The sequence below is a fragment of the Psychrobacillus sp. FSL K6-4046 genome, assembly GCF_038624605.1.
In the GTDB taxonomy this organism is placed as follows: domain Bacteria; phylum Bacillota; class Bacilli; order Bacillales_A; family Planococcaceae; genus Psychrobacillus.
On record NZ_CP152020.1, the window covers coordinates 3,708,218 to 3,720,736 of the forward strand.

Annotated in this window: 25 protein-coding genes; all 25 read right to left on the bottom strand. The window is 40.1% G+C overall.

Features of this window, described 5'->3' with window-relative positions; genetic code table 11:
- Positions 1-124 precede the first annotated feature (124 nt).
- A complete protein-coding gene (gene rplQ, locus MKY09_RS18280) occupies positions 125-505 on the bottom strand; it encodes a 50S ribosomal protein L17 (RefSeq protein ID WP_169359348.1) in 381 nt (126 codons plus the stop codon).
- A 52-nt stretch (positions 506-557) separates the two neighbouring features.
- Entirely contained in the window at positions 558-1,502 is a 945-nt protein-coding gene (locus tag MKY09_RS18285) for a DNA-directed RNA polymerase subunit alpha (RefSeq protein ID WP_169359349.1), read from the bottom strand.
- 136 nt (positions 1,503-1,638) lie between these two features.
- Positions 1,639-2,028, bottom strand: coding sequence for a 30S ribosomal protein S11 (rpsK, locus tag MKY09_RS18290; RefSeq protein WP_169359350.1), 390 nt, complete (start codon positions 2,026-2,028; stop codon positions 1,639-1,641).
- 25 nt (positions 2,029-2,053) lie between these two features.
- A complete protein-coding gene (rpsM, locus tag MKY09_RS18295; protein ID WP_090567879.1) occupies positions 2,054-2,419 on the bottom strand; it encodes a 30S ribosomal protein S13 in 366 nt (121 codons plus the stop codon).
- Between the two features lie 23 nt (positions 2,420-2,442).
- Positions 2,443-2,556, bottom strand: a complete 114-nt coding sequence (rpmJ, locus tag MKY09_RS18300; RefSeq protein ID WP_003247619.1) for a 50S ribosomal protein L36 — start codon at positions 2,554-2,556, stop codon at positions 2,443-2,445.
- 38 nt (positions 2,557-2,594) lie between these two features.
- Positions 2,595-2,813, bottom strand: coding sequence for a translation initiation factor IF-1 (gene infA, locus MKY09_RS18305; protein WP_016429904.1), 219 nt, complete (start codon positions 2,811-2,813; stop codon positions 2,595-2,597).
- 452 nt (positions 2,814-3,265) lie between these two features.
- Complete coding sequence (locus tag MKY09_RS18310) at positions 3,266-3,919, bottom strand: adenylate kinase (protein WP_169359351.1); 654 nt, start codon at positions 3,917-3,919, stop codon at positions 3,266-3,268.
- Positions 3,920-3,984: 65 nt separating this feature from the next.
- The gene (gene secY / locus MKY09_RS18315; RefSeq protein WP_169359352.1) at positions 3,985-5,277 is read right to left on the bottom strand and encodes a preprotein translocase subunit SecY; all 1,293 of its coding nucleotides are present in this window, start codon (positions 5,275-5,277) and stop codon (positions 3,985-3,987) included.
- Positions 5,277-5,717, bottom strand: a complete 441-nt coding sequence (gene rplO / locus MKY09_RS18320) for a 50S ribosomal protein L15 (RefSeq protein ID WP_169359353.1) — start codon at positions 5,715-5,717, stop codon at positions 5,277-5,279. The genes secY and rplO overlap by 1 nt, the downstream gene beginning before the upstream one ends.
- Positions 5,718-5,749: 32 nt before the next feature.
- A complete protein-coding gene (rpmD, locus tag MKY09_RS18325; protein WP_142538201.1) occupies positions 5,750-5,932 on the bottom strand; it encodes a 50S ribosomal protein L30 in 183 nt (60 codons plus the stop codon).
- A 14-nt stretch (positions 5,933-5,946) separates the two neighbouring features.
- Positions 5,947-6,447: a 30S ribosomal protein S5 gene (gene rpsE, locus MKY09_RS18330; protein WP_144541001.1), complete on the bottom strand. Its 501-nt coding sequence runs from the start codon at positions 6,445-6,447 to the stop codon at positions 5,947-5,949.
- Positions 6,448-6,468: 21 nt separating this feature from the next.
- Positions 6,469-6,828, bottom strand: a complete 360-nt coding sequence (rplR, locus tag MKY09_RS18335; RefSeq protein ID WP_169359354.1) for a 50S ribosomal protein L18 — start codon at positions 6,826-6,828, stop codon at positions 6,469-6,471.
- 30 nt (positions 6,829-6,858) lie between these two features.
- Complete coding sequence (rplF, locus tag MKY09_RS18340) at positions 6,859-7,398, bottom strand: 50S ribosomal protein L6 (protein ID WP_298472514.1); 540 nt, start codon at positions 7,396-7,398, stop codon at positions 6,859-6,861.
- Between the two features lie 30 nt (positions 7,399-7,428).
- Positions 7,429-7,827 (bottom strand): 30S ribosomal protein S8, encoded by a 399-nt coding sequence (rpsH, locus tag MKY09_RS18345; RefSeq protein ID WP_169359356.1) that lies wholly within the window; start codon positions 7,825-7,827, stop codon positions 7,429-7,431.
- Between the two features lie 30 nt (positions 7,828-7,857).
- Complete coding sequence (rpsN, locus tag MKY09_RS18350; RefSeq protein WP_169359357.1) at positions 7,858-8,043, bottom strand: 30S ribosomal protein S14; 186 nt, start codon at positions 8,041-8,043, stop codon at positions 7,858-7,860.
- Between the two features lie 18 nt (positions 8,044-8,061).
- A complete protein-coding gene (gene rplE / locus MKY09_RS18355) occupies positions 8,062-8,601 on the bottom strand; it encodes a 50S ribosomal protein L5 (RefSeq protein ID WP_169359358.1) in 540 nt (179 codons plus the stop codon).
- Between the two features lie 23 nt (positions 8,602-8,624).
- Positions 8,625-8,933: a 50S ribosomal protein L24 gene (rplX, locus tag MKY09_RS18360; RefSeq protein ID WP_169359359.1), complete on the bottom strand. Its 309-nt coding sequence runs from the start codon at positions 8,931-8,933 to the stop codon at positions 8,625-8,627.
- Between the two features lie 36 nt (positions 8,934-8,969).
- A complete protein-coding gene (gene rplN, locus MKY09_RS18365; RefSeq protein WP_053591327.1) occupies positions 8,970-9,338 on the bottom strand; it encodes a 50S ribosomal protein L14 in 369 nt (122 codons plus the stop codon).
- Positions 9,339-9,381: 43 nt separating this feature from the next.
- Complete coding sequence (gene rpsQ / locus MKY09_RS18370; protein WP_169359360.1) at positions 9,382-9,645, bottom strand: 30S ribosomal protein S17; 264 nt, start codon at positions 9,643-9,645, stop codon at positions 9,382-9,384.
- A gap of 18 nt (positions 9,646-9,663) precedes the next feature.
- Positions 9,664-9,864, bottom strand: coding sequence for a 50S ribosomal protein L29 (rpmC, locus tag MKY09_RS18375; protein ID WP_053591325.1), 201 nt, complete (start codon positions 9,862-9,864; stop codon positions 9,664-9,666).
- On the bottom strand, positions 9,854-10,288 hold the full coding sequence (gene rplP / locus MKY09_RS18380) for a 50S ribosomal protein L16 (protein ID WP_144540987.1): 435 nt from the start codon (positions 10,286-10,288) through the stop codon (positions 9,854-9,856). Before rplP ends, rpmC begins: the two co-directional genes overlap by 11 nt.
- Before the next feature lies 1 nt (position 10,289).
- Positions 10,290-10,946: a 30S ribosomal protein S3 gene (gene rpsC / locus MKY09_RS18385; protein WP_169359361.1), complete on the bottom strand. Its 657-nt coding sequence runs from the start codon at positions 10,944-10,946 to the stop codon at positions 10,290-10,292.
- A gap of 3 nt (positions 10,947-10,949) precedes the next feature.
- A complete protein-coding gene (rplV, locus tag MKY09_RS18390) occupies positions 10,950-11,294 on the bottom strand; it encodes a 50S ribosomal protein L22 (RefSeq protein ID WP_144540983.1) in 345 nt (114 codons plus the stop codon).
- Positions 11,295-11,314: 20 nt separating this feature from the next.
- A complete protein-coding gene (rpsS, locus tag MKY09_RS18395) occupies positions 11,315-11,593 on the bottom strand; it encodes a 30S ribosomal protein S19 (protein WP_090567829.1) in 279 nt (92 codons plus the stop codon).
- A 60-nt stretch (positions 11,594-11,653) separates the two neighbouring features.
- Positions 11,654-12,484: a 50S ribosomal protein L2 gene (gene rplB, locus MKY09_RS18400; RefSeq protein WP_169359362.1), complete on the bottom strand. Its 831-nt coding sequence runs from the start codon at positions 12,482-12,484 to the stop codon at positions 11,654-11,656.
- Between the last annotated feature and the right edge of the window lie 35 nt (positions 12,485-12,519).

A 12,519-nucleotide genomic window follows, 5' to 3' on the forward strand; every position in this document is an offset into this window, starting at 1 on the left:
ACACTCTGCTTTTATAATGTCGTATAAATCTGTTTGAAAAAAGAAGAGGGTGGTAGCAACACCAACATCCCTCTTCAGCTTTGGATTTTAATTTAGCAATCGATCAAACGACTGATCCATTAAATTAAACTAACTCAATTACTACAACTGGTGCTCCGTCTCCGCGACGAGGTCCAACTTTCATAATACGAGTGTAACCGCCTTGGCGATCTGCATAACGTGGTGCAACATCATCAAACAATTTTTGCAAAGCAAAAGTTGTTGATTCTTCGCCTTCTTCGTTTGTAGTAGTAACTACTTCACGACGAATGTAAGCAGCTGCTTGACGACGAGCATGCAAGTCTCCGCGTTTACCTAAAGTGATCATTTTTTCAACAACAGAACGTAATTCTTTTGCACGTGCTTCAGTTGTTTGAAGACGCTCATGAATAATTAGGTCAGTCGTTAAGTCACGTAACATCGCTTTACGTTGAGAACTTGTACGTCCAAGTTTTCTGTAACCCATGGATGTTTCCCTCCTTTGGTGAATATTCATATCTAGCTATATCAAAATTCGCTTAGTCTTCTTTACGTAATCCTAAGCCAAGCTCATCTAACTTAGCTCTTACTTCTTCTAAAGATTTACGTCCAAGGTTTCTTACTTTCATCATGTCGTCTTCTGACTTGCTAGCTAGCTCAAGTACTGTATTAATACCTGCGCGCTTCAAGCAGTTATAAGAACGAACAGAAAGATCAAGTTCTTCAATAGTCATCTCTAAAACTTTTTCTTTTTGATCTTCTTCTTTTTCGACCATGATTTCAGCAGTTTGTGCCTCATCTGTCATCCCTACAAAAATGTTCAAGTGCTCTGTTAGTATTTTTGCTCCAAGAGAAATCGCCTCTTTTGGACCGGTGCTGCCATCTGTCCACACATCAAGAGTTAATTTATCGTAGTTAGACATTTGTCCAACACGAGTGTTTTCCACTTGAAAATTAACGCGTGAAACTGGAGTATAAATAGAGTCGATCGGGATTACGCCGATAGGAAGATCCTCACGTTTGTTTTGATCAGCAGGAGTGTAGCCACGGCCTCTCCCTGCGTACATACGCATACGGAAATGACCATTTTTGCCGATTGTAGCAATATAAAGCTCAGGATTTAAAATCTCCACATCGCTGTCATGAGTAATGTCAGCTGCTGTAATCGTTCCTTCTCCTTTAACATCTATCTCTATGACTTTTTCTTCATCAGAGTAGATTTTAAGAGCTAGCTTTTTCACATTCATAATAATAGATGCTACATCTTCCACTACGCCTTCAATAGTTGAAAACTCGTGTAAAACGCCATCGATTTGAATAGAAGTAACTGCAGCTCCTGGTAAAGAAGACAGAAGGATACGACGTAAAGAATTACCCAAAGTATTTCCATAGCCACGTTCAAGCGGTTCTACAACAAATTTACCAAATTTGGCACTTTCGCTGATTTCTACACTTTCAATCTTTGGTTTTTCAATTTCGATCATTCCAATTTACCCTCCCTCAAAACATCGAATGTATAGGTTCTTTCCATCATGAATTCGATCGTTTAACTGATTGCTGTGTTGCACAACCTCAGTCTGTACAATAAATGATGTTCTCAAACATATTGAGGATCACCTATTAAACGCGACGACGTTTTGGTGGACGGCAACCATTATGTGGTACTGGTGTTACGTCTTTAATTGCTGTAACTTCTAGACCTGCAGCTTGTAGTGCGCGGATTGCCGCTTCACGACCAGCACCAGGACCTTTAACAGTTACTTCTAAAGTTTTTAAACCATGTTCCATTGAAGTTTTAGCAGCAGTTTCAGCAGCCATTTGTGCAGCGAATGGAGTAGATTTACGAGAACCTCTGAATCCAAGAGCTCCAGCACTTGACCAAGAAATTGCATTACCTTGCATGTCTGTTATAGTCACAATAGTGTTGTTAAATGTTGAGCGAATGTGAGCAATACCGGATTCGATATTCTTTTTCACACGACGCTTACGTGTTTGTTGTTTACGTGCCATGTTAAGAAGAAACCTCCTTTACCGATTATTTTTTCTTGTTAGCTACTGTTTTACGTGGACCTTTACGAGTACGAGCATTGTTCTTCGTGTTTTGTCCGCGTACTGGTAAGCCGCGACGATGACGGATTCCTCGGAATGAACCGATTTCCATCAGACGTTTAATGTTTAGTGATACTTCACGACGAAGGTCACCTTCTACTTTGTATACACCGATTTGTTCACGGATTTTGTTAAGCTCGTCTTCAGTTAAATCACGAACGCGAGTCTCTTCAGAGATCCCAGCTTCCGCTAATACTTTTTGTGACGTAGTTTTACCAATTCCGAAAATATATGTTAATGCAATAACAACGCGTTTATCGCGTGGAATGTCAACACCAGCAATACGTGCCATATGTGTCGTGCACCTCCTTCTTATTATCCTTGTCTTTGTTTGTGTTTAGGATTTTCACAGATTACCATTACTTTACCGCGTCGGCGAATTACTTTACATTTTTCGCAGATCGGCTTCACAGATGGTCTCACTTTCATCTAACCCAACCTCCTTAGTAGTCCGGAGTGCAAAAGATTTATTTAAAACGGTACGTGATACGACCGCGAGTTAAATCGTAAGGAGAAAGTTCAATTGTGACTTTATCTCCAGGTAAAATGCGGATAAAGTGCATACGAATTTTACCCGATACATGCGCAAGTATCGTATGACCGTTTTCTAATTCTACCTTAAACATCGCGTTTGGCAAAGTCTCAACAACTGTTCCTTCGACTTCAATTACATCATCTTTCGCCATCAACCCTGTCTCCCTTCTATATACAAATCAGGTTCTCAACAATAATCAAACGTAATTTGCTGTAGTATAGCCTCAAAATAAACGAAACTATTCGTTTTAAGCATATGTTTGGAAATCATGAGAGATGTTCGAAAGACACTCGTAAGGTTTCGTTTAACGCAATCCACCGAGTAGACTGACTGGTAGAAACCTGTCTCCCTCATGTCAACATGTTCGTACGAATGTGTTGGATGAGTTCCATAGTACCCGTTCGATTAATGCTTTCCACGAAACCCATTATACCCTTTCAGAAATCAAAATGCACGTGGACTAGGGGGTCCTCGCTGTTAACACATTTTAAAATCATCCAGTTCGTATACCGGGCGCAATATGCTTTTGCAGCTCTCGAAAAAAACGTTTACGTTCTTTGCATACTACCCGGATATTCAGTCGTCTGCGACGGGCACCGGGCTTTAGATGCGGTTGCCCTGTAACAGAGCATCGATGTCAGCAAATACTACTTTAATATCCTGCTGGCCATCTAAATTACTTAAAACACCTTTGTTCTCATAAAAATCAAGCAAAGGTTGTGTTTGCTTCATATTTACTTCCAGACGGTTCGTCACCGTTTCGGGATTATCGTCCGCACGTTGATAAAGCTCTCCTCCATCTTTGTCACAAACACCCTCCTTAGCAGGTGGGTTGAACAGTAGATGATAAGCAGTGCCGCATTCTTTACAAATACGACGACCTGTTAGACGTTTAATCAATTCTTCTTGTTCTACTTGAATATTAAGCACATGCTCAATAGATTTCCCTAGATCCGAAAGTAAAGCATCTAATGCTTCAGCTTGAGGAACCGTACGCGGGAAGCCATCTAATAGGAATCCTTGATCGCAATCTGGTTTACTTAATCTTTCACGAACAATACCAATCGTAACTTCATCGGGTACTAATGCACCTTGATCCATAAACGATTTTGCTTTTAAACCAAGCTCCGTGCCTTCTTTAATAGCTGCACGAAACATGTCGCCTGTAGAAATATGAGGGATTGCGTACTTCTCAACAATTTTATCTGCTTGAGTGCCTTTACCAGCACCAGGCAGACCCATTAAAACGATATTCATACGAAAATGCCCCCCAGGACTATTTGTTGATTTTTAGGAACTCTTATCGTTCCTAAAAACCTACATTATTTCATAAAGCCTTTATAGTGACGTTTAACTAATTGGGATTCTAGTTGTTTCATTGTTTCAAGGGCTACCCCAACAATGATAAGCAGACTTGTTCCGCCAATTTGTATCGATTGTGGTAAACCAGCAAACTTTACAAATAATAGAGGCATAATAGAGATTACTGCTAAGAAAATAGCTCCAACAAAAGTTAAACGGTATAAAACGCTTGTTAAGTAATCTTGTGTGTTTATTCCTGGACGAATCCCTGGAATATATGCACCTTGCTTTTTCAAGTTATCTGCTACATTTTCCGGATTCACCTGAATGAATGCGTAGAAATAAGTAAAGGCAGCTATCAAAGCAACATAGATGATCATACCAACTGGCTGTGTGTAATCTAGCGTGTTTCTAATAAATTCTGTTGTTTTGTTTTCACCAAAGAACAAAATGATAGACTGCGGAGCCATAAGGAACGCAGATGCAAAGATTACTGGGATAACTCCCGCAGCGTTAACTTTTAAAGGTAAATGTGTTTGTTGGCCTCCAGTTTGTGAAGAACCAGCAACACGTTTTGCATATTGAATAGGAATTTTACGCAACGCTTGTTGAATATAAATAACTCCTACTGTAACTGCAATGATTGCCAATAAAAGCAAGATGATAATCACGATGTTGATGAATAATGCATCACCAGCATCTTGGATTTGTTGAGCATACAATTGGTTAACTCCGTTAGGGATAGCAGCAACAATACCTGCAAAGATAATGACAGAAATACCATTACCAACGCCTGAAGCAGTGATTTGTTCACCTAACCACATTAAAAATGCAGTACCGGCAGTTAATACAACCGCAATAGTTAGATACGTTAGAATACCATCGTCTTTTATCAAAGAACCACTATACATTTGGTTGAAACCGTATGACATGGCGATCGCTTGGATAAAAGCTAACACAATTGTGAAGTATCGAGTGAATTGAGCAAGTTTCCGTCTTCCGACTTCCCCTTGTTTTGCCCACTCAGTAAACTTCGGAACAACGTCCATTTGTAACAACTGAACGATAATTGATGCTGTAATGTATGGCATGATACCCATTGCTAAAATAGAAAAGTTAGCAAGAGCTCCACCACCGAATGTATTTAAGAAACCGATTAAACCTAGTTCATCTGTTTGCTTTAATACATCTGCATTAACGTGAGGTACTGGAACAAATGTCCCAATACGAAACACGATTAGCATTAATAATGTAAAAATGATTTTATTTCGAATATCTCTCACACGCATAAAGTTGGAGATTGTCTGAAACATTAAACCACCTCTGTTTGTCCGCCAGCATTCTCGATTGCTTCTTTTGCTGTTGCAGAGAATTTGTGAGCTTTTACTGATAGTTTCTTCTCAAGAGTTCCATTACCTAAGATCTTAATACCAGACTTTTCGTTACTCACAACACCTGTTTCTATTAATAGAGCAGGTGTAACTTCTGTGCCTTCTTCGAAACGATTTAATGTGTCAAGGTTTACAATTGCATATTCTTTACGGTTGATGTTAGTAAATCCACGTTTTGGTAAACGACGGAATAAAGGGTTTTGACCCCCTTCAAATCCTGGACGTACTCCTCCGCCTGAACGAGAATTTTGACCTTTATGACCTCTACCTGCAGTTTTACCGTTACCAGAACCGATACCACGACCTACGCGGTTACGTGTAGAACGAGATCCTTCTGCTGGTTTTAACTCATGAAGTTTCATATGGTGGCACCTCCTTATTCTTAAAATAAACCTTAAATTTCTTTCAAAGTTACTAAGTGAGCTACTTTGCCAACCATTCCGCGGATAGCGGCGTTGTCTTGGTGCTCAACTGTTTGATGAAGTTTACGTAATCCAAGAGCTTCTGCTGTTTTGCGTTGATTTGGTTTAGTACCAATCAAGCTTTTAGTAAGGGTGATTTCTAATTTAGTTGCCATTGTAATTTCCCCCCTTATCCTAACAGTTCTTCTACTGATTTACCACGTAATTTAGCAACGTCCTCAGCACGTTTTAGTTGATTTAAACCTTGTACTGTAGCACGAACCATGTTAATTGGTGTGTTAGATCCAAGTGATTTCGATAGAATATCAGTAATACCAGCTAACTCAAGAACCGCACGAACTGGTCCTCCAGCGATAACTCCAGTACCTGGTGCTGCTGGTTTAACTAGAATAGATCCAGCTCCAAAGCGACCAATTACTTGGTGAGGAGTTGTTCCGCCAACTCTTGGTACTTCGATTAGATTTTTCTTCGCATCTTCAACTGCTTTACGGATAGCATCAGGAACCTCTTGAGCTTTCCCAGTACCAAATCCTACATGTCCGTTTTTGTCTCCAACTACTACTAATGCAGTAAAGCGGAAACGACGTCCACCTTTTACAACTTTAGCAACACGATTAATTGTTACTACGCGTTCTTCAAGTTCAAGTTTGTTTGGGTCAATACCACGCATGAAATATGTCCCTCCTTCTTCTTAAAATTCTAAGCCGTTTTCACGTGCAGCTTCAGCTAACGCTTTAACACGTCCATGATATAAGTAACCGCCACGGTCGAATACAACAGATTTAATGTTCTTTTCAGTAGCGCGTTTAGCGATTGTTTCACCGATCAATTTAGCAGCTTCAACGTTTCCAGCTGTTCCATTGAAATCTTTGTCCATAGTTGACGCACTTACGATTGTTACACCTTGTGTATCATCGATAAGTTGAGCGTATAAGTGTTTATTAGAACGGAATACATTTAAACGAGGACGTTCAGTAGTACCCGTGATTTTTGTACGAACACGTGCATGACGTTTCTTACGAACTTGATTTTTGTCTTGTTTCGTAATCACAGTAGTCACTCCTTTCTAATGCGCAATGCATTATTTACCTGTTTTACCTTCTTTGCGGCGTACAACTTCACCTTCATAGCGAATACCTTTACCTTTGTAAGGCTCAGGTGGGCGAACTTGACGGATGTTAGATGCTAATGCACCAACGCGTTCTTTGTTAATACCGCGAACGATAATTTTTGTATTAGAAGGAACTTCAACTTCAAGTCCATCTTCAGGAGTGAATTCAACTGGATGAGAGTACCCTACGTTAAGTACAAGTTTCTTACCTTGTAATTGTGCACGGTAACCAACCCCAACTAATTCAAGTCCACGTGCAAATCCTTCAGAAACACCAGTAATCATGTTTGCTAATAAAGCACGAGTTGTGCCATGGATTGTACGGTGTTCTTTAGAATCTGAAGGACGAACTAAAGTAATAACATTACCTTCTTGTTCAATCTTGATATCTTGGTTAAAAGAATTTGTTAATTCACCTTTTGGTCCTTTAACGATCACAGAGTTATCAGCGTTAACTGTAACTGTAACGTTAGCAGGAACCTCTATTGGTTTTTTACCTACTCGAGACATTTTGTTGCACCTCCATTCGTTTGTTGATTATTACCAAACGTAAGCTACGATTTCTCCGCCAACTTGTTTAGCGCGAGCTTCTTTATCTGTTAATAAACCATTTGAAGTAGAAACTAAAGCAATTCCTAAACCGTTCAATACTCTAGGTACTTCGTTTGTTTTAGCGTAAACGCGTAGACCAGGTTTTGAAATACGTTTCAAACCAGTAATAACGCGCTCGTCATTTTGACCATATTTTAAGAAGATGCGGATGATTCCTTGTTTGCTATCTTCTACATATTCAACATCACGTACGAAACCTTCGCGTTTTAAAATTTCAGCGATTTCCTTTTTCATGTTTGAAGCAGGAACTTCTAATTTCTCGTGACGAACCATGTTAGCATTACGAATGCGTGTTAGCATATCTGCAATTGGATCTGACATTGTCATTACATTTACCTCCTTCCCAGTTATAGGGGATTACCAGCTTGCTTTTTTAACGCCAGGAATTTGTCCCTTGTATGCAAGTTCACGGAAACAAATACGGCAAAGCTTAAATTTACGATATACAGAGTGCGGACGACCACAACGCTCGCAGCGTGTGTACTCTTGCACTTTGAACTTTGACGTACGTTGTTGTTTAACGATCATTGATTTTTTAGCCACGTTTTCGCCTCCCTTATTTTACTTTTGGAATGGCATACCGAACTGTGTTAATAACTCACGAGCTTCTTCGTCAGAGTTCGCAGTTGTTACAATTACGATGTCCATACCGCGTACTTTCGAAACTTTATCATAATCGATTTCAGGGAAGATTAATTGCTCTTTTACTCCTAGAGTGTAGTTACCGCGACCGTCGAATGCTTTTTTAGAAACACCGCGGAAGTCACGTACACGAGGAAGTGAGATAGAGATTAATTTATCCAAAAAGTCGTACATACGCTCACCACGTAGAGTAACTTTTGCACCGATTGGCATACCTTCACGTAGACGGAATCCAGCGATCGATTTTTTAGCTTTCGTAACTACAGGTTTTTGACCTGAAATAATTTGTAATTCTTCAACAGCAGCATCAAGTGCTTTTGTATTAGATACAGCATCACCCACACCCATGTTGATAACAATTTTATCAACTTGAGGAACTTGCATTACTGAACTATATTCAAACTTGCTCATTAGAGCAGGAGAAACTTCCTTAAGATACTTTTCTTTTAGGCGGTTCATGTGTGTACCTCCTTTCTCTTTACTTATTTAATAATTTCACCAGATTTTTTCGCAACACGAACTTTTTTGCCATCTTCTACTTTATAACCTACGCGAGTCGGCTCGCCAGTTTTAGGGTCGATTAACATTACATTCGATACGTGAATTGCAGCCTCTTGGCTTACAATTCCTCCTTGCGGATTAGCTTGGTTGGGCTTAATGTGTTTTTTGATGATGTTTACACCTTCAACTAAAACACGGTCTTTCTTCGGGTAAGCAGTTAGGATAACACCTGTTTTCCCTTTGTCTTTACCTGAGATCACCATTACTTTGTCGCCTTTTTTAACATGCATTCTGTCGCACCTCCTTGATTGGCACTTTCATGATAATTAAAGAACTTCTGGAGCTAAAGATACGATTTTCATGAAGTTGCTGTCACGTAGTTCACGCGCAACAGGTCCGAAAATACGAGTTCCACGCGGTCCTTTATCGTCTTTGATAATAACGCACGCGTTTTCATCAAATTTGATATAAGTTCCGTCTTTACGGCGTACGCCGCTTTTAGTGCGAACGATAACAGCTTTAACTACGTCACCCTTCTTGACAACGCCACCTGGTGTTGCTTTCTTAACTGTACATACGACGATATCGCCGATATTAGCAGTTTTACGTCCAGTACCACCAAGTACTTTTATTGTTAAAACTTCACGTGCACCTGAGTTGTCTGCAACTTTCATACGAGTTTCTTGTTGGATCACTTAGGTTACCTCCCTCCGGAAATTAGTAGTTCCGAATTTATTATTAGATAATAACCGCTTTTTCTACAACTTCCAATAAACGGAAACGTTTTGTAGCTGATAGCGGACGAGTTTCCATAATACGGACGATATCGCCGATTTGGGCTACGTTTTGCTCATCATGAGCCTTAAATTTCTTAGAATATTTAACACGTTTACCGTATAATTTATGTTTTTTATGTGTTTCAACTAAAACAGTGATTGTTTTATCCATTTTGTCAGAAACTACACGGCCAGTGTATACTTTGCGTTGATTACGCTCAGTCATGCCTGAAAACCTCCTTTATCAGTTGTTTGCACTGATTTCTCTTTCGCGAATTACAGTTTTCATACGTGCAATCGCTTTACGAACTTCACGAATGCGAGCTGTGTTTTCTAATTGACCAGTCGCCAATTGGAAGCGAAGGTTGAAAAGCTCTTCTTTCAGTGATTTTACCTTTTGTTCTATTTCTGCAGTAGTAAGTTCACGGATGTCATTAGCTTTCATTAGATTCACCACCAATTTCTTGACGTTTAACTATTTTACACTTAATAGGAAGCTTATGAGACGCTAAGCGCAATGCTTCGCGAGCTACCTCTTCAGATACGCCAGCAATTTCAAACATAATTTTCCCTGGTTTAACGACTGCTACCCAACCTTCAGGAGCACCTTTACCGGATCCCATACGAACCTCAAGAGGCTTTTTCGTATAAGGTTTATGCGGGAATATTTTAATCCATACTTTACCGCCACGTTTCATGTAACGTGTCATAGCAATACGAGCTGATTCAATTTGACGACTTGTAATCCAGCTAGCTTCAGTTGCTTGTAAACCAAATTCACCGAAAGCTATTTCTTTACCGCCTTTTGCTTCACCACGCATTTTCCCACGGTGTTCGCGACGATATTTAACGCGTTTAGGCATTAACATATTATTTGCCTCCTTCCTCAGAGTTCTTCTTAACTGGAAGGACTTCACCACGATAGATCCATACTTTAACGCCTAACTTACCATAAGTTGTGTCAGCTTCAGCATGTGCATAATCAATATCTGCACGTAGTGTATGAAGTGGTACAGTTCCTTCGCTGTAATGTTCAGCACGCGCGATGTCTGCTCCGCCTAAGCGTCCAGATACTTGAGTTTTAATACCTTTAGCGCCAGAACGCATTGTGCGTTGAATTGCTTGTTTTTGAGCACGACGGAAAGATACGCGGCCTTCTAATTGACGTGCGATACTTTCTGCTACTAATTTAGCATCAAGGTCAGCTCTTTTAATTTCTACGATGTTGATGTGTACACGCTTGCCAGTGATATCGTTTAAGTGTTTACGAAGTGCTTCGACTTCAGTACCACCTTTACCGATTACCATTCCTGGTTTCGCAGTGTGAATTGTAATGTTTACACGTTTAGCAGCACGCTCGATTTCTACTGTAGAAACAGAAGCATCTTTTAAACGAGTTTCAATGTACTTACGAATTTTTAAATCTTCATGAAGTAAGTTTGCATAGTCTTTGCCAGCGTACCATCTTGACTCCCAGTCACGAATGATCCCAACTCGCAATCCTATTGGATGAACTTTTTGACCCACGAATTATCCCTCCTTCTTCTCAGATACCACTACCGTGATGTGGCTTGTACGTTTGTTGATAGCACTTGCACGACCCATCGCACGTGGACGGAAACGTTTTAGTGTTGGACCTTCATCAACAAATACTTCAGAAACAACTAGGTTGTTAATATCTAAATCATAATTGTGCTCTGCGTTCGCAATAGCAGATTTTAAAACTTTCTCAACAACAGGTGATGCTGCTTTTGGTGTAAGTTGTAAAATTGCAACTGCCTCGCCAACTTGCTTACCTCTGATTAAATCAACGACTAATCTTACCTTACGAGGAGCAATGCGCACTGTTTTAGCAATAGCTTTTGCTTGTGACATTTGAATGACCTCCTCTCAAATTAGCGTCTTGTTTTCTTATCATCTGCACCATGACTTTTATAAGCGCGTGTTGGTGCAAACTCGCCTAGTTTATGACCTACCATATCCTCAGTCACGTATACAGGAACATGTTTACGTCCGTCATATACAGCGATAGTTAACCCGATAAAAGTTGGGAAAATTGTTGAACGGCGAGACCAAGTCTTAATCACTTGTTTTTTCTCAGAATCCTTTTGTGCATCGACCTTTTTCAATAAATGATCGTCTGCGAAAGGTCCTTTTTTCAAGCTACGACCCATGCTGAAACCTCCCTCCGTGATTGCACCACGGCTCGTTCTTTGAACCGTAGTAAAACCACTTTATTTTTTACGACGACGAATGATAAGTTTGTCGGATTTGTTTTTCTTGCTACGAGTTTTGTATCCAAGAGTTGGTTTACCCCATGGAGACATTGGAGACTTACGTCCGATTGGAGTACGTCCTTCACCACCACCATGTGGATGGTCGTTCGGGTTCATTACAGATCCACGTACAGTTGGGCGTTTACCTAACCAACGATTACGACCTGCTTTACCGATGTTTACAAGTTCGTGTTGTTCGTTTCCTACTTCACCGATAGTAGCGCGGCAAACTCCTAGGATTAAACGTACTTCACCAGACTGTAAACGTACGATAACGTACTTACCTTCTTTACCTAGTAATTGAGCAGATGTACCAGCAGAACGAACTAACTGACCACCTTTACCAGGTTTCATTTCGATATTATGGATAGTAGTACCCATTGGGATGTTTTGCAATGGAAGTGCATTACCTGCTTTAATATCAGCTTCTGGTCCTGACACGATTGTCATTCCCACTTCTAAGCCTTTAGGAGCTAGGATATAGCGTTTTTCCCCATCAGCATAATTTACTAATGCGATGTTTGCAGAACGGTTTGGATCATATTCAATAGTAGCAACACGTGCTGGAATACCGTCTTTGTTTCGTTTGAAATCAATTACGCGGTATTGGCGTTTGTGTCCACCACCATGATGACGAACAGTAATTTTACCTTGATTGTTACGGCCGCCTTTACGCTTTACAGGAGCAAGTAGTGATTTCTCAGGCTTGTTCGTTGTGATTTCAGCGTAATCAAGTGAAGTCATGTTACGACGTCCGTTTGTCGTTGGTTTATACTTTCTAATCGCCATTTTATTCCCTCCTTCTTGATTATTAATTCCTTATA